Raw genomic sequence first — 16,746 nt, 5'->3', positions numbered from 1 at the left:
CGGCCCTCCTTTCCTTTTGCGGATGACCCCCATGGACGAGCTTGAAGCCCAACCGGCAGCCCCCAAGAAGCCGAAGATGATCATGACCGTGGCGGCGATCGCCGTCGTCACGCTGCTCGGCGCCGGCGGCGGCTGGGTCGTGGGCGGCATCGTCGCCCCGAAGCCGGTAACCGCCGAGGAGGCCAAGGCGCTCGAAGAGGTGCGCAAGGCCGCCGCCGAGAAGAAGGAAGCGACGGAGGCCGCCGAAGCCGGCGGTCACGAGACCGGCAAGAAGGACGAGGGCCTGCCGCGCGCGGCGACCGAGGCCAACGGCATCCTGCAGCTGGAGCCGATCACCACCAATCTCGCCTATCCCACCGAAAACTGGGTACGTTTGGAATTGGCCCTGCTTTTCAAGGGGCCGCCGGATGCGCCGCTGGCCGAGCAGATCCATCAGGATATCGCCGCTTACCTCAGAACGGTATCGCTGCAGCAGATCCAGGGACCGCGCGGCTTCGAATATCTCAAGGATGACATCCAGGAACGGGTTGACCTGCGCTCGGAAGGGCGCGTAACCAATGTCATCTTCAGGACCTTTGTCATCCAATGATTCGCTTATGATCCGGATTGTCGCATTCATAGCCGCCATGGTGGCGATGTCCGGTATTGCCGGGGCCCAAGGGTTCCCCAGCGATCTCCTGAATACGCCGATCAATGGCTCGGTCGCCTCGTGGATCATCCGCACCTTCGGGCTGCTCACGGTCCTGTCGATCGCGCCGGGCATCCTGATTATGGTGACGAGCTTTCCGCGCTTCGTCATCGCCTTCGCCATCCTGCGCACCGGCATGGGGCTGGCGACGACGCCGTCTAACATGATCATGGTCAGCCTGGCGCTGTTCATGACCTTCTACGTGATGGCCCCGACCTTCGACCGCGCCTGGAAGGATGGCGTCGATCCGCTGCTGCAGAACCAGATCACCGAGCAGCAGGCGCTGACGCGCATTTCCGAGCCGTTCCGCGACTTCATGGTCGCCAATACCCGCGACAAGGATTTGCAGCTGTTCATCGACATGGCGCGGGAGAGGGGGCAGAACCTCGTCGTCGATGACAAGGTGGACCTGCGCGCCGTCATTCCCGCTTTCATGATCTCGGAAATCCGGCGCGGCTTCGAAATCGGCTTCCTGATCATGCTGCCGTTCCTGGTCATCGACCTGATCGTCGCCACCATCACCATGGCTATGGGCATGATGATGCTGCCGCCGACGTCGATCTCGCTGCCCTTCAAGATTTTGTTCTTCGTGCTGATCGACGGCTGGAACCTGCTCGTCGGCAGCCTGGTGCGCTCTTTCAGCTGACCTTCGCGCATGGTTAACGAAGCGTCAATTTTTTGACGTGCGCTTTTCCCCGACGCAAAAATATCCCGTTGATTTTGCTGTTGATTTTATAATTTCAGCAGGGCTTCATATTTGTCCGTCCGTCCCTGAACGGGACCGGCGGCCCCGGCCGATTTAAACAAATCGCAATGTTTGGCTGCGATATTTCCCTCACATGACGGGTTTGGCCTGCCTGGGAAACCGGGAGCCGAGTGGCATGATGCCGAACCGCCATCACCGGTATTAAACCCGGTATGTCCCCCGAAACTTGTATTTTGTACCCAGAGGGACAACTCTTATGACTAGCATCCTGACGAATTCTTCCGCGATGGCCGCGCTCTCCACCCTGCGTTCCATCAATTCCGATATGGAGACCACCCAGGGCCGCATCTCGTCGGGTCTTCGCGTTGGTAGCGCTTCGGACAACGCCGCTTACTGGTCGATCGCAACGACCATGCGTTCCGACAACAAGGCGCTYTCGACSGTTCAGGACGCGCTCGGCCTCGGCGCTGCCAAGACCGACACSGCTTACACCGGCCTCRACAAYKCCATCGRTGTCGTCTCCGAAATCAAGGCGAAGCTCGTTGCYKCYCGCGARCCGGGCGTTGACAAGSWSAAGATCAACAAGGAACTGACCGAACTGAAGAACCAGCTGGTTTCGACGGCGAAGTCGGCATCCTTCTCCGGYGAAAACTGGCTCTACAACGAMAGCACCACAGCTCTCGGCACCAAGGAAATGGTTGGCTCGTTCACCCGCGGCGCCGATGGCTCCGTCACGGTCGGCGTCGTTTCCTTCGACGCTTCCACGTCGGTTCTGATGGACACGGACGATGCAGGCCTCGGCCAGCTGACCAAGGACGTGACCGTCAACTACGAAGACAGCACGGGCACTGCCCAGACGGCCGACTTCTTCCTGGTCGACGTCTCCTCGACGACGGCTGCGACCGGCACGGAGATCAAGATCGACTCGACGACTGCCGACGACGACATCGAGAACATGATCAGCGCCGTTGACCAGATGCTGACCAGCCTGACGGACTCTGCCGCCACGCTCGCCTCGTGGATGCCGACATGAACGAAGAGTCGACCCGCCTCAAGGCGCTCCAGACCCAGCAGCAGCTCGGTATCCAGGCGCTCTCGATCGCCAACTCCGACTCGCAGAACATCCTGTCGCTGTTCCGCTAATCGTCAAAAAAGATACGCGCGGCTGGTCATCCCCCCAAAAGGCCGGCCCGCGATCGATCGAAAACCGCAGTCCGAAAGGGCTGCGGTTTTTTCTTTTCTCCCTTAAAAAATTAGGTCTCGCGTTTAGGTTTTCCTTAACCATGTTGGTGTTTTCTATGCTCATCGAAACAGCGGGTTAACCACGAAAATTAACGCGTTAGCAGGCATGAAGCTGGCTGCTGTTTCCCGGTAACGACCGGAGTGCCCTCCAATTTTTTCTGTTCACAAGGGGCAGTTTACGATGACGAGCATTCTCACCAATTCCGCCGCAATGGCGGCTCTCTCCACGCTGCGTTCGATCAATGACGGCATGGAAACCACCCAGGGCCGCGTGTCCTCAGGCCTGCGCGTTGAAACTGCTTCGGACAACGCCGCTTACTGGTCGATCGCAACGACCATGCAAGATGCGACCAAGGGCCAGCTGACGATGGACCAGACGGTCGACATCGATGACGGCGCCGGCGGCACCACGACTGCCGACTACCACCTGCTGGAAGTTGGTTCGCCGACGACGACTGCAAGCGGCGTGCTTGTCGAACTGACCTCGACCACGACCGACGACGAAGTCGAAGGCATGATCAGCGCTGTCGACAAGATGCTGACCAACTTGACGGACGCTGCCGCCACGCTCGGCGCGACCAACAAGCGCATCTCCATGCAGGACGACTTCATGGCCGACCTGATGGACGTGATCGACAAGGGCGTCGGCCGCCTCGTGGATGCCGACATGAACGAAGAGTCGACCCGCCTCAAGGCGCTCCAGACCCAGCAGCAGCTCGGTATCCAGGCGCTCTCGATCGCCAACTCGAACTCGGAAAACATCCTGTCGCTGTTCCGTTAATCGGACCGACACCGGACCGGCGGCGCGTGACGCGCCGCCCTTTCCATGGGCCGCCCCTTCGGGGGCGGCTTTTTTTGTTTTCGGGCTGGCGTGAAAAGAGGGCGCTGTCGTTAAGGTTTTGTCAGAAAAGATTTATTTTTCTTCATAGAGGTTACCCTCTTGTAAACGCCCTTAATGGTTTGTTAACCATGTCGTCGTTAAATAATCCTTAAGAGCGACAGGCTGTCCCATGGGCTAAGACGGGGCAGTTTGCATGACGCTGGTCCCGTCGCTGCCGGTCTCATCCGGGATGTTTCCAAAAAACGAACCCAGGGCAACGACCAATGACCAGCATCATGACCAACACGGCCGCCATGGCCGCGCTTCACACATTGCGTTCCATCAACAACAACATGGAGGAAGTGCAGGCTCGCATTTCCTCGGGTTACCGGGTAGAGACCGCCGCCGACAACGCGGCCTACTGGTCGATCGCAACGACCATGCGCTCCGACAACGCCGCGCTTTCCACCGTTCAGGATGCGCTGGGCCTCGGCGCCGCCAAGGTCGACACCTCCTACTCGGCCATGAGCGCCTCGCTCGATCTCGTTTCCGAGATCAAGGCCAAGCTCGTCGCCGCGCGCGAACCGGGTGTCGACAAAACCAAGATCAACAAGGAACTGACCGAACTCAAGGCGCAGCTCGCCTCTGCCGCCGAATCGGCCTCCTTCTCCGGTGAAAACTGGCTCTACAACGAATCGACCTCTCCCGTTGGCATCAAGTCGATCGTCGCCTCCTTCAATCGCTCGACCGCCGGCACGGTTTCGGTCTCTACCCTCGACTACGACACCGCGACCTCGATCCTCATCGACGTGCAGGACCCGAGCCTCGGCCAGCTGACCATGGACGTCACCGTAACCCAGCCGGACACGATCACTGACCCGGCGAACCCGACGACCGCCGATGTCGCCTACCACCTTATCCAGGTCGGTGACGGCTCGACCCAGACCGGCTCGACCCTCATCGAGCTTGCCACCGACACCACCGACGACGACCTCGACGGCATGATCAGCGCCGTCGATGCGATGCTCGGCACACTGACCGATTCGGCAGCGACCCTCGGTGCGATCACCAAGCGCATCGACATGCAGGAAAGCTTCGTCGCCAACCTGATGGACGTGATCGACAAGGGCGTCGGCCGTCTGGTGGATGCCGACATGAACGAGGAATCGACCCGCCTCAAGGCGATGCAGACCCAGCAGCAGCTCGGTATCCAGGCGCTGTCGATCGCCAACACCAACTCCGAAAATATCCTGCGTCTCTTCCAGCAGTAAGCGACGCGGGCAGGGGCGGCGGCAAAAGCCGACGCTCCCCGGATCGGCCGGGCCTTCGCCCGCCATCCTTTCCTATTCCACCTCCGCCGCCGGTCATCGGCAGGGGTGGACCGGTTGGACCGCACCGATTGCCCAGGTGCGGTCCAACACCTTCGCGCAAGTTTGACCGCATAGTCTCCACCCGCAGCCATAGCATTCCGGCTGTCAGCGCAAGATGACGCTTTCGCTGCCGCATGTGCCGAAACCGGCACGGATTGAAAATGTGCGGATTCATGGGTGGCCCGGCCGCCGGAATCCCATGGGAGACATTGTAGCAGTGTCACGGTCGTATCTTATCCGGCTTGAGGGCCATTTTTCGCCTCGATCGGCCGCAGCCGCGTTTCCGCCGCTGGCGGAATGCCGCGCCGGAGGCACAAGATGACCGCCTCTCTTTCCCGCTACCTCAAGGATTTCAGCGCTCCGAAGCTGGACCTCGCCATGGTGCCGCCCAAATATTTTCCTGATCTCGACGATGTCGCGCCGCAGACCGGTATCGTCGCCATCAGCCCGCCGCCGCCCCCGCCGATGCCGAAGGTCGATATAGCAGCCGAGCGGCGCGAAGCGTTCGAAGAGGGCCGCCGCGAGGCGGAGAAGGAACTCGGTGCCGCTCACACCGCCGCCATCGTCGAGCTTGAAGAGCGCCACGCTGCCGACATGGAAGCCTTGAAGATCCGCTGCGAAAACGAAATGGCGGCGATGATTTACGACCGCTTCTCGGACATGGGTTCGCAGCTTGCCGACCTCTTCTCCGGGGAGGTCGCCCGTGCGCTCAAACCCGTCGTGGAGGCAGCATTGGTCGAAAAGGCGGTGGCCGATCTCGGCCGCCTCGTCAACCAGTCGATCGCCCATGGCGAGGCCGTTAAGATCACGGTCAAGGGCTCGACCTCCCAGTTCGAGGCACTGAAGAAGCATCTCGATGACGAGACCCTGACCTTCAGACACATTGAAACGGCCGATCTCGATCTCTCGGTTGAATTCGGCGATTCCATTCTGGTGACGAGAATGGCGGCTTGGGCGGACACCGTCCGGAAGGTGCTTGCATGAGCGACAATGAAGGCCATCACGGCAAGAACGAAATCATCATCATCAAGCGCCATGGCGGTGGTCACGACGGCCATCACGGCGGCGCGTGGAAGATCGCCTATGCCGACTTCATGACGGCGATGATGGCGTTCTTCCTCGTCATGTGGCTGATCAACGCCGCCAATCCGCAGACCAAGGCGGCGCTCGCTTCCTATTTCAACCCGGTGCAGCTGACCGATGCCAAGCCCGCCGAAAAGGGCGTGAAGCAGCCGGCCAAGGATGCCAAGGGCGAAGAGGATCAGGCAAAATCCAAGGTCGACGGCGATCAGGACAAGACCGGCGGTTCGGCCAAGAAAGGCGAGGACCAGGCCGCGACGTCCGGCGAAGAGACAAAATACTCCGACGCGGATTTCTTCGAAAATCCGTATTCCGTGCTGTCGGAAATCGCCCAGGATACCGGTATTCAGGCCAATATCAGTACGAAGGGTGACGGTGGTGCGGCCGATTCCGGTCCCGCGACCGGCGCTGACGGCGGCGAAGCCTATCGCGATCCCTTCGACCCGGATTTCTGGACGAAGCAGGTCGAGCTGCAGAATGCCGACAAGGGCGGCCTGAGCGCCGAGGATATGCCTGGCAACGGTCAGGATACCGGCGTTCAGAATGCCCCCAATGCCGGCAAGGACGGCAAGACGGAACTGGCGATGAATGGCAAGGCGCCGGAAGACGGCCAGGCCGACCAGAAGGAACAGGCGTCGCAGCAGGCCGCCGCTCTGAAATCGGACGAGAAATCGGCGGCCGAACTGAAGGCGGAGATCCAGAAGGAAATCGGCGGCGCAGCCGGCAAGCTTGCCGAGGGCCTGCTTGTGACCCCGACCGAAGGCGGTCTGCTGGTGACGATCAGCGAACAGGCGGATACGCCGATGTTCGGTCTCAGCTCGGCCGTGCCTGAAAAGACCATGGTCGTCGCCATGGAGAAGATCGGCAGGCTGCTTGCCGAGCGCAGCAAGGGCGCGATCGCGATTCGCGGCCATACCGACGGTCGTCCGTTCAAGCGCGGCAGCTACGACAACTGGCGCCTGTCTTCGGCCCGCGCCCAGAGCGCCTATTACATGCTGGTGCGCGGCGGGCTCGATGAGAAGCGCGTCAGCCAGATCAGCGGCTTTGCCGACAAGCGGCTGCAGGTTCCGACCGATCCCTACGCGGCCCAGAACCGCCGCATCGAAATTCTGCTGCAGACGGAGCAGGGCTGATCGTCATGCTGAAGGCTCTTCGCACTCTTCTCTTATGTGCCTGCGCCGGCTTGCCGGCCGGGCTCGCCCGTGGCGAGGATGTCCAGGACCTGCCGCCCTACAAGATGCTGCGCTCGCTGCAGCATATCCAGGATTCGATCGTGCTCGGCGATCACGCCGCCGCCGATATGCAGCGCTTCATGCTGGGCACGGTCGACAAACGGCTGCGCGATGTCGACAACGCCGTCTTCGACGATCCGCGCAACGTCGATGCCGCGCTGATCTATGTGATGAGCGGCGGCAATCCCGAGACGCTGTCCTATCTGGTCAACCACGACATCAACGGCAATTTCGATACCCGCATCACCGATGCGCTCGGCCACTATCTGAGCGGCAAGGGCGGGCTGATGGTCGAGATGCTGACCAAGGCGCTGCCCGAATACAAGAATTCGAAGATCGCGCCCTATCTTTACCTCGTGCTCGGCAATGCCACGGCTCAGCAGGACCCGAAGGCGTCTGTTCACTATTACGACATGGCGAGGTTGCTTGCGCCCGGCACCAATATCGAGGAAGCGTCGCTTCGGCGGTCGCTGGCGCTCGCCACCCGCATGAAGACGATCGACAAGGGCTTTTCCTATGCGCTTTCCTATGCGCGCCGGTTCCTGACCTCGCCCTATGCCAGCCAGTTCGCCGATATCTTCGTCGAGCTTGCGGTCGATAACTACGACGACCATACCGAAGCCAAGCTGCAGGAAATCCTCTCCTTCATGGATGAGCCGCGCCAGCGCGAAGTCTACCTCAGGATCGCGCGGCGCGCGGCGATCGCCGGCATGGCCTCGATGACCAAGCTCGCCTCTGAGCGGGCGCAGGCGCTGTCTGCCGCCGGCGACAAACAGCCTGAAGAACTGGCCAATCTCTATTCCGGCCTGATCGAAGTGCCGTCCAGCGATATCCTCAAGGCGGTCGACAGGATCACCGCCATCCCGGAGGACAAGCTTTCGCCGCGCGATCAGGCGTTGCGCCGGGCGGCGCAGGCGGTTGCAGATGCGGTGCTGAAGAAGCCCACGGCAGAAAGCCTGACGCAAGCGACCGCTCCTAATGTCGAAGCGCAAACAAACGTAAAAGAGAATGATGCTTCCGCCGGTAGCAGCGACAGCCCATTTGCGGCGCCGCAGAAGGCCGCCGTGGAAAGGCCCGCAACGGCCAAGCCGGAAACCGGGCAGCAGGAAGTGGCCTCATCCGAAAACGATCCCGCCTTCAATACCTTTGTGAAGTCGGGCCGCTCGAAGCTTGATGAAATCGATTCTCTCCTGAAGGGAGAAAAATGATGAAGACCGTGGATGACAGCCTCGTAGGCGTCGTGCCGGCACGCGGCGGAAAAGCCGGCGGCAAGGGGGCACATCACGCCGAAACGGCGGCGCAGAAAGATGCCTTCAACCGCGCCTTCTCGGAGGCCGGCAAAAAGCAGCAGCCCCAGATCTCGATCCGCGACAAGGCCGGCAGCGACGCGTCGGAAATATCGGGCCGGATCAGCATTCAGAGCATAGACACGACCAAGACCGACCCCGCGCGCCCCAACGAGGCCAACCCGGCGAGCGCGAAACAGCAGGTTGCGTCTCAAGTGCCGTTCGAGGAGAGTTTGCCGGCCTTGCCGGAGGTTGCGCCGGAAACCGAGGCATCGGCAGCAACCGCCAAGCCGAAGCAGCCGACGCAGCAAGCCCATGCGAATGGGCCTTTCGAACGACTGAGCGCGGTGCTTGAAAAGCTGGCCCAAACTTCGGACGAGGACGAGACTCCCATTGCCAATACGGACATCGCAAGCAAGCTTGCCGATGTCTTCAAGGGGCGGAAATCGGAACTCTCGGAAAAGCTTCAGGGCAAGGACCAGACCTCGCCCGCTGCGGAACAGGACAATGCGGCCGGCGCCGGCTCCGAGGCGACGACAGGCGGCGTCGACCAGCTCCTGACGCTGCTGCAGGCGTCGCAGGCCGCGGCCGATCAGGGCGATATGCCGCAGGCCACCTCCGGTCTCAGTGAATTCCAGGCGCTTGCCGACCGCGCTGTCAAGCCGAAGACGGACGGTGCCAAGGCCGCGCCGAGTGCAAAGGGCAGCGAAGCGGCCCATGCGGAGGCCAATCTTTCGCACAATGTCGAGGGTAGCGAAACGGATCAGGTGTTCCGCTTCGCCCGCGCCGATGGCAAGGGTCAGCCCGTATCGATGAAGGTCGGCAACGACGGCGGCAAGACGACAGTCGATGCCGAAAACACGCCCGCCGCCAAGGCCGAAACCGTCACCGTGGTCGAAGCGCGCCGTTATCTCGGCATGGCGCCGGTGAGCAGCAACGCCCAGGCGGTGACGTCGGCGATTTCGGGCAGCAGCGAATGGGCCCAGTCGGTTCAGCAGGCCTCGGCGGCCGATACGAGCTTCCAGCAGGCCACCGGCAAGGTGGTCAACACGCTGAAGATCCAGATGCACCCCATCGATCTCGGCATGGTCACGGCCACGCTACGGCTCAAGGACGACGAACTGCATGTCGACTTGAAGGTCGAGACCGGCGACGCCTTCCGCCAGCTCAGCGACGACCAGAACGCCATGGTGAAGGCGCTACGCGCCCAGGGCTTTTCCGTCGACCAGGTGAATATCGTTTTCAACGCGCCGGACAGCAACAGCAGCAGTAGCCAGCAGCAACAGCAGTTTGCGCCCGGTGGCCAGAACGGCCGCGAGGCGCAGGCAGGCAACGGCGAGGGCAGGGGGCAGCGCCAGGACGGCGGCAACCAGCAGGGCGAACGGTGGACGGCGAATGACACGACAGGCGACGGTTCTTCTTCTGACGCTGGCCGCGCTGGGGATGTCTATATGTGAAGCTAAGGCCAGCACCGGCGTCTGCGAGAACGAGATCGTTGCGGCCGCGGCGAAATACGATGTCCCGGCCGGCATCCTCTATTCCGTCGGTCTCACGGAAACCGGACGCAAGGGTTCGCTTCAGCCTTACGCGATGAACATCGAGGGCAAGGCCTTCTTCGCCAGCAGCGCGGAGGATGTTTTGAACCGTTTTGCGGAGGCGCGCGCGCAGGGCGCCAAGCTGATCGATCTCGGTTGCATGCAGATAAACTACTACTTTCACGGCGAAAATTTCGCGTCTCCAAGCGAAATGCTGGACCCGAAAAAGAACGTGGAATATGCCGCGCGCTTCCTGGCGAACCTCCACTCCAGGCATGAAACCTGGACGATGGCGGTGGCGCGCTACCATGCCGGCCCCAACAATGATCCCGCCCAGAAGAAATATGTCTGCCGGGTGATCGCCAATCTGGTGGCGACCGGCTATGGCAAATGGACGCCCAACGCGGCATCTTTCTGTTCGCAATAATTTAAAGTTGCATTTTTGAGCAAAAATTTTGTCGCCAAAATCATGGCGCAAGTTTGGCGCAAGCCTGAGTGCAAGGCCATTTATGGGGGTCTGTTAACGTTTCCACATGATTTTTAGCGTGTCATTTTGATCCACCCACTAAATGTAGACCAAATCGGCACGAAATCCTTAATCTAGTATTAATTTCTGCCATTAAGTTTCCATAGTTGTTCATGAATCGCCGGATTCGTACCCCTTGCTCATCGAAGCACCATACTGATTCGGAGGCGGACGAATGATCGTAGTGGTTGATGAGCGTGAGCTTGTAAAAGACGGCTATACTTCCCTTTTTGGCCGGGAGGGCGTGCCCTCCACGGGGTTTGACCCCAAGGAATTCGGCGACTGGGTCAATACGGCGGCAGACCAGGATATCGATGCCGTAGAGGCGTTCCTGATCGGCCAGGGCGAGCGCGCAATGACGTTGCCGCGGGCGATCCGCGACCGGTCGAATGCACCGGTCATTGCCATCAGCGACACCCCCTCGCTGGAAACCACGCTGGCTTTCTTCGATTGCGGCGTCGATGACGTCGTGCGCAAGCCGGTTCACCCCCGCGAGATTCTTGCCCGTGCAGCGGCCATCCGCCGCCGTCTGAAGGCGCTGGCGAACTTCACCGATATCGGCTCGATCCGCGTATTCTCCGATGGCCGCGATCCGGAAATCCAGGGCGACGTTTTCGCGCTTCCCCGCCGCGAGCGCCGCATTCTCGAATATTTGGTCGCCAACCGCGGCCGCCGCGTTTCCAAGACCCAGATTTTCAACGCGATTTACGGCATCTTCGACGAAGACGTCGAAGAGAACGTCGTCGAAAGCCACATCAGCAAGCTGCGCAAGAAGCTGCGCAAGAAGCTCGGCTTCGATCCGATCGATTCCAAGCGTTTCCTCGGCTACTGCATCGACTGGGAATAAGCGGCGACCCGTGCGGTCGTCGCCGGATGTGGCGGCATCCGGTCCGGCCTTCAAGACAGGTTCACGCAAGGCCCATCTTCTAGTCTTGCGATAACAGGAAAACGAGGATCGGACATGAGTCTTTACGGAATGATGAGAACCGGTGGTTCCGGCATGAACGCTCAGGCAAACCGCCTGGGAACGGTCGCCGAGAACATCGCCAACGCCAACACCACCGGCTACAAGCGCGCCTCCACCGAATTTTCGTCGATGATCCTGCCGTCCAGCGGCGGCTCGTACAATTCGGGCGGCGTCGATACCAAGGTGCGCTATTCCATCGCCGACGAAGGCGCCAAGGTTTACACCACCTCGGCTTCCGACCTTGCGATTGACGGCGGCGGCTTCTTCATCGTCAACAGCGCCAACAATCAGTCGTTCCTGACCCGCGCCGGCGCCTTTACCCAGGACGATTCCGGCAATCTGGTCAACTCCGCCGGCTACACGCTGATGGGCTACGAATACCAGGAAGGCGTCGATCCGACCGTCGTCGTCAACGGCTTCGACGGCTTGAAGCCGGTCAACCTGGCGTCCGACGGTCTCGTCGCCAAGGGTTCGACCGAGGGCTCGATGGGCGCCAACCTTCCCTCGGGTGCCGCCGTCGGCGACATCTCCACCACCTCGCTGATCGTCTATGACAGCCAGGGCAATTCCCGCATTCTCGATTTCAACTACGAGAAGACTGCCGACAATAACTGGGACTTGGAAATCGTCGATCGCACATCCGGCACGTCGCTGGCAACCAAGTCGCTGGTCTTCAATGCCGCCGGTGAACTGACGACGACGCCGACGACCGTCTCGACCGCGGCAATGACGGCACTTGCCGGCACTGGCGCAAACCTCGGCGTGATCGACATCGATCTCGCGAAGACCACGCAGCTCGGCTACAAGTTCAATCCCGACGGCGGCTCCATCGACGGCAACGCGCCGAGCAAGGTTGCCGGCTTCCAGATCGACGACGACGGCACGGTGTTCGTCAAGTACGAAAACGGCAAGCTCGACCCGCGCTATCGCATCGCGCTCGCCAACGTGCAGAGCCCGGACAACCTCATTCCGCAGGCTGGCAACGTTTATTCGCAGGGCGTCAATTCGGGCGTCATCGTCACCGGCTTCCCCGGTTCCGGCGATTTCGGCGGCGTCATCTCCGGCGCGCTGGAAAGCTCGAACGTCGATATCGCCGAAGAACTGACGGCGATGATCGAATCCCAGCGTAGCTACACCGCCAACTCCAAGGTCTTCCAGACCGGCGCCGACCTGCTCGACGTCCTGGTGAACCTGAAGCGGTAATTCTCAAGTACAGGCTGAACCATGTCTCTGTCCTCCGCCCTCATCTCGGCCAAGTCGGTCTTCACCACGACCGGTCAACAGACCGCGCTCGTTTCGAAGAACATCGCGAATGTGAAGAACGCCGACTACGCCCGCCGGATGGCCATGCTGGGGACGAGCCTCAACGGCGCGCAGGTTCTGACGATCCAGCGCGCCCAGAACGATGCGCTCCTGAAGCAGAACGTCGCGAGCATTTCGCAGGCGTCTGCCCAGGGCACGTTGTTTGCCGGCCTCCAGACGCTGAAAAGCGCGCTCGGCGGCAACGATTACGAAACGGCGCCCTCCACCTATCTCGCATCGTTCCGCGATGCGCTGCAGACCTATGCCGCCACCCCCGGCAACACCACGATCGCGGCGACCGTCGTTTCGGCCGCCGGCGATCTCGTCACCTCGCTCAACAAGACGTCTGCCGCGGTACAGGACCTGCGCCTCGACGCCGACAAGGAAATCGCCTCGTCCGTGACGACGCTGAACGGCCTTCTCAGCGATTTCGAGAGCGTCAATGTCGCTGTTCAGAGCGCGCTCAACACCGGCGCGGATGCGGGCGATGCACTCGACCAGCGCGACAGGCTGCTGAAGCAGATTTCCGAAATCGTCGGCATCTCCACCGTCACGCGCGGCTCGGGCGATACCGTCATCTATACGACAGACGGGACGGTGCTGTTCGAAAACAAGGCGCGCCAGGTGAGCTTCACCTCGACCGCCAATTTCGATGCGGCGACGACCGGCAACGGCGTCTATGTCGACGGCGTTCCGATGAAGGCCGGCGTGGGCGGCAATACCTCCGGCGAAGGCAGTCTTTCGGCGCTCCTGCAACTGCGCGACGATATCGCGCCAAAATTCCAGGAACAGCTCGACGAAACCGCCCGCGCGCTCGTCACCCTCTTCCAGGAAGGCGATCCGGGCGGTACGCCGGCCATTGCCTATGCGCCGGGTCTGTTCACCTACACGACCTCGACGCCGCCGGCGACCATTCCCGGTGTCGGCGCGGCGACCGGCCTTGCCGCCAAGCTGATCGTCAACCCGGATGCGAAGACCAACCCGCAGATGATCCGCGACGGCGGCTTCAACGGCGTCGTCGCCAATACGAATAATTCCTCGGGCTTTTCCGATCTGCTGGATGGTTTCATCAACGCCTTCGACGGCAACATGGCCTTCGATCCGGCGACGAACCTCAATCCGTCGACCACGATCATGAGTTTCGCGACCTCTTCGGTCGGCTGGCTGGAAGAGCTGCGCAGCAGCGCATCGACCGGCAACGACAACAAGTCGGCGCTTCTGGCGCGGACCTCGGACGCGCTCAGCAGCCTGACCGGCGTGAGCATGGACGAAGAAGTATCGCTGCTGCTCGATCTCGAACAATCCTACAAAGCCGCGGCCAAACTGGTCAGCACCGTGGACGCCATGATGGCGGCCCTTCTTGAAGCTGTGAGGTAATTATGAAGACGTCCTTCGTTTCCAATCTGGCGATCCAGAATGCCATGCGGCTCACGGTTCAGCAGGGCCAGGCCGAAATGATCAAGCTTCAGAAGGAAGTGGCCACCGAACGGCACGCCGATGTCGGCGTCGCTCTCGGCGGGGTCGCCTCCAAGTCGCTCGACCTGCAGCGCGAACTGGCGCGCATGGAAACGCTGAAGGACACCAATTCCGTCGTGACCCAGCGGCTTGCCGCTTCCCAAGAAGCGCTGAATTCCATTTCCACCGCGGGACAATCGACCATGAAGGCGCTGATTGCGCTTTCCGGCAGCGATTCGGTCGATCAGCTGAACATCGCCAAGACGGAAGTGACCAACTCGCTGTCGGTTTTCACCTCGGCGATCAATACTTCCTTCAACGGCGAGTTCCTGTTTTCCGGCATCAACACCGACGTCAAACCGGTCGCCGACTACAACGATCCCGCCGGCTCGGTCGCCAAGGCGTCCTTCGATACGGCGCTTTCCACCTTCATGGCCGCGCAGTCGCCGCCGCTCACCTCGATGCGCGAGTTCACGCCGGCCCAGATGAACGACTTCATCGAGAACACGCTCGAGCCGATGTATCTGGATACCGATCCGGCAGCCGGCGACCAGTCGCAATGGTGCGGGAACTGGTCCGGCGCTTCCGACCAGGTGATGACGAGCCGCATTTCGACCACGGAAATCGTGCCGAGCTCGACCTCGGCCAATTCCGAAGGCATCCGCAAGTTCGCGCTCGCCAATGTGATCGCGACCGAGCTGCTCGGCGCCGATGTGACCTCGGACGTTCGCACGACGATCAGCAAGGCGACAGTCGGCTACATCGGCGAGGCGATCTCCGGCATCGACGCGCAGCGCAGCGCGCTCGGCATTTCCGAAGCGCGGGTGAAGAAAGCCAACACCTCGCTCGACGCGCAGGTGAAGCTCGTCAAGACCCACGTTAACGATCTCGAAAAAGTCGATCCTTACGAGGCATCGGTCCAGTTGAATACGCTTAAGACCCAGATCGAAACCTCCTACACGCTGACGTCTAAGCTTCAGCAGTTGAGCTTGATCAACTTCCTCTGATGGGAAGCGGGCATAAGACAAACATGAAGGGTGTCTGAATGTACCAGTTTTCATATGCCGAGATCATGGAGGACGGCGTTGCCGATTCCAAGGATCGCGAACGGCAGGTACTCGACCGCTCGATCTCGCTGCTCAGCGCCGCCAAGCAGCAGAAGGGCTATTCGCGGGAAGCGATCGAGGCGATCTATTATACGAGACGCGTGTGGATCAGGTTCATCGAGGACCTGCGCACCACGGACAACCAGTTGAACGAAGAACTGCGCGCCAATCTCATTTCCATTGCCATCTGGATTCTGGGGGAGACGGAGAAGATCCGAAAACGTGAATCCTCCAATTTCCAGGGCATCATCGACATCACAACCATCATCAGGGATGGCCTCAAATGAAAAGCACACTGCGTATCTCGCTGAAATCGGGCGAACGGATTTTTGTCAACGGAGCGGTGTTGCGCGTCGATCGCAAGGTCGCCGTCGAGTTCCTGAACGACGTCACCTTCCTGCTGGAGAACCACGTTCTGCAGCCGGAAGACGCGACGACCCCGCTCAAGCAGCTCTATTTCATCGCCCAGATGATCCTCATCAATCCGGAAGGCGCCGAGCAGTCGACCGCCATGTTCCGCAAGTCGGTAGTGATGCTGGTGAACTGCTTCAAGAACGAGGAAGTCATCGCCGAGCTGAAGCGCATCGACGGCATGGTCATGCAGGGCCGCGCCTTCGACGCCCTGAAGGCGATCCGCGGCCTTTATCCGATCGAGGACCGCATCCTGAACAACCAGGAAATGGCTCCGGCCACGATCGAACAGATCCGCAAGGAGATTGCACCATGGCGGTAAGCGGCGTTAACAACAACACGTCCGGCAACTACATTCCGACCACCAACGCCAACCAGTCGGGCACGGACGCTGCCAATGCCAGCCTGAACTACGACAGCTTCCTGAAGCTGCTCGTGGCCCAGATGAAGAACCAGGACCCGACCAATCCGATGAGTTCGTCGGAGCAGATCGCCCAGCTCGCGACCTTCTCGCAGGTCGAGCAGACGATCAAGACGAACACCAATCTGGAAAGCCTGTTGCAACGCACTTCGCTCAGCGAAGCCAATTCGGCGATCGGCAAGACGGTGACCAGCGCCGACGGCAAGACAACTGGCGTCGTCAAGGAAGTGACGCTATATTCCGATGGAATCGTAGCGACGCTCGATACCGGCAAGACCCTCGTCATCGGGCCGGGCGTCAAGATAAAGTGACGTTCCATGAATGAGGCGGATGCCCTCGATATTGTGCAGGCGGCGATCTGGACGGTCGTCGTCGCTTCGGGTCCGCCCGTTTTGGCCGCCATGGCCGTCGGCCTCATCGTCGCCTTGATCCAGGCGCTGACCCAGGTTCAGGAAATGACCCTGACCTTCGTGCCGAAAATCCTTGCGGTGCTGGTGACGGTCGCCCTTTCGGCCTCCTTCATCGGCGCGCAGATTTCGATCTTCACCGATACGATTTTCTCGCGAATCCAGTCGGGATTCTGAGGTTTCCCTTCTCCT

Annotated in this window: 17 protein-coding genes and 1 pseudogene; all 18 read left to right on the top strand. The window is 60.8% G+C overall.

Going from position 1 to position 16,746, the window contains the following annotated elements; translation table 11 throughout:
* Positions 1–31: 31 nt before the first annotated feature.
* The 18 genes and pseudogenes from ASC86_RS03595 (at position 32) to fliQ (ending at position 16,731) form a co-directional block, all read left to right on the top strand.
* Positions 32–589 carry a flagellar basal body-associated FliL family protein gene (locus ASC86_RS03595; protein WP_082509852.1) on the top strand — a complete coding sequence of 186 codons (558 nt, stop codon included), beginning with the start codon at positions 32–34 and terminating at the stop codon, positions 587–589.
* Positions 590–596: 7 nt separating this feature from the next.
* Positions 597–1,334, top strand: a complete 738-nt coding sequence (gene fliP / locus ASC86_RS03590) for a flagellar type III secretion system pore protein FliP (RefSeq protein ID WP_056316120.1) — start codon at positions 597–599, stop codon at positions 1,332–1,334.
* Between the two features lie 316 nt (positions 1,335–1,650).
* Positions 1,651–2,537: pseudogene (locus ASC86_RS03585) on the top strand (flagellin).
* A gap of 280 nt (positions 2,538–2,817) precedes the next feature.
* Complete coding sequence (locus ASC86_RS03580) at positions 2,818–3,417, top strand: flagellin (RefSeq protein WP_056316118.1); 600 nt, start codon at positions 2,818–2,820, stop codon at positions 3,415–3,417.
* A 323-nt stretch (positions 3,418–3,740) separates the two neighbouring features.
* Positions 3,741–4,727, top strand: a complete 987-nt coding sequence (locus ASC86_RS03575) for a flagellin (protein WP_056316113.1) — start codon at positions 3,741–3,743, stop codon at positions 4,725–4,727.
* 417 nt (positions 4,728–5,144) lie between these two features.
* Positions 5,145–5,810 (top strand): hypothetical protein, encoded by a 666-nt coding sequence (locus ASC86_RS03570; RefSeq protein ID WP_056316110.1) that lies wholly within the window; start codon positions 5,145–5,147, stop codon positions 5,808–5,810.
* Positions 5,807–7,039 carry a MotB family protein gene (locus tag ASC86_RS03565; RefSeq protein ID WP_056316108.1) on the top strand — a complete coding sequence of 411 codons (1,233 nt, stop codon included), beginning with the start codon at positions 5,807–5,809 and terminating at the stop codon, positions 7,037–7,039. Before ASC86_RS03570 ends, ASC86_RS03565 begins: the two co-directional genes overlap by 4 nt.
* Before the next feature lie 5 nt (positions 7,040–7,044).
* Positions 7,045–8,346 carry a chemotaxis protein MotC gene (gene motC / locus ASC86_RS03560; protein ID WP_056316105.1) on the top strand — a complete coding sequence of 434 codons (1,302 nt, stop codon included), beginning with the start codon at positions 7,045–7,047 and terminating at the stop codon, positions 8,344–8,346.
* Entirely contained in the window at positions 8,346–9,881 is a 1,536-nt protein-coding gene (locus ASC86_RS26455; RefSeq protein ID WP_056316101.1) for a flagellar hook-length control protein FliK, read from the top strand. The genes motC and ASC86_RS26455 overlap by 1 nt, the downstream gene beginning before the upstream one ends.
* On the top strand, positions 9,868–10,386 hold the full coding sequence (locus tag ASC86_RS03550; RefSeq protein WP_156386927.1) for a lytic transglycosylase domain-containing protein: 519 nt from the start codon (positions 9,868–9,870) through the stop codon (positions 10,384–10,386). The genes ASC86_RS26455 and ASC86_RS03550 overlap by 14 nt, the downstream gene beginning before the upstream one ends.
* A gap of 274 nt (positions 10,387–10,660) precedes the next feature.
* Entirely contained in the window at positions 10,661–11,332 is a 672-nt protein-coding gene (locus ASC86_RS03545) for a response regulator transcription factor (RefSeq protein WP_056316095.1), read from the top strand.
* A 114-nt stretch (positions 11,333–11,446) separates the two neighbouring features.
* Positions 11,447–12,655 (top strand): flagellar hook protein FlgE, encoded by a 1,209-nt coding sequence (locus ASC86_RS03540; protein ID WP_056316092.1) that lies wholly within the window; start codon positions 11,447–11,449, stop codon positions 12,653–12,655.
* Positions 12,656–12,676: 21 nt separating this feature from the next.
* Positions 12,677–14,131 carry a flagellar hook-associated protein FlgK gene (gene flgK, locus ASC86_RS03535; RefSeq protein ID WP_056316089.1) on the top strand — a complete coding sequence of 485 codons (1,455 nt, stop codon included), beginning with the start codon at positions 12,677–12,679 and terminating at the stop codon, positions 14,129–14,131.
* A gap of 2 nt (positions 14,132–14,133) precedes the next feature.
* Positions 14,134–15,216 carry a flagellar hook-associated family protein gene (locus ASC86_RS03530; protein WP_056316085.1) on the top strand — a complete coding sequence of 361 codons (1,083 nt, stop codon included), beginning with the start codon at positions 14,134–14,136 and terminating at the stop codon, positions 15,214–15,216.
* 38 nt (positions 15,217–15,254) lie between these two features.
* The gene (flaF, locus tag ASC86_RS03525; RefSeq protein ID WP_056316082.1) at positions 15,255–15,602 is read left to right on the top strand and encodes a flagellar biosynthesis regulator FlaF; all 348 of its coding nucleotides are present in this window, start codon (positions 15,255–15,257) and stop codon (positions 15,600–15,602) included.
* Positions 15,599–16,048, top strand: coding sequence for a flagellar biosynthesis repressor FlbT (flbT, locus tag ASC86_RS03520; RefSeq protein WP_056316079.1), 450 nt, complete (start codon positions 15,599–15,601; stop codon positions 16,046–16,048). The genes flaF and flbT overlap by 4 nt, the downstream gene beginning before the upstream one ends.
* On the top strand, positions 16,039–16,458 hold the full coding sequence (gene flgD, locus ASC86_RS03515) for a flagellar hook assembly protein FlgD (protein WP_056316077.1): 420 nt from the start codon (positions 16,039–16,041) through the stop codon (positions 16,456–16,458). Before flbT ends, flgD begins: the two co-directional genes overlap by 10 nt.
* A 6-nt stretch (positions 16,459–16,464) precedes the next feature.
* The gene (gene fliQ / locus ASC86_RS03510; protein ID WP_056316074.1) at positions 16,465–16,731 is read left to right on the top strand and encodes a flagellar biosynthesis protein FliQ; all 267 of its coding nucleotides are present in this window, start codon (positions 16,465–16,467) and stop codon (positions 16,729–16,731) included.
* Positions 16,732–16,746: the final 15 nt, after the last annotated feature.

This window comes from Rhizobium sp. Root1212 (assembly GCF_001424985.1).
Lineage (GTDB): Bacteria > Pseudomonadota > Alphaproteobacteria > Rhizobiales > Rhizobiaceae > Pararhizobium.
The sequence above is the reverse complement of the archived record's forward strand: the minus strand, read 5'-3'. Positions and strand labels throughout refer to the sequence as shown.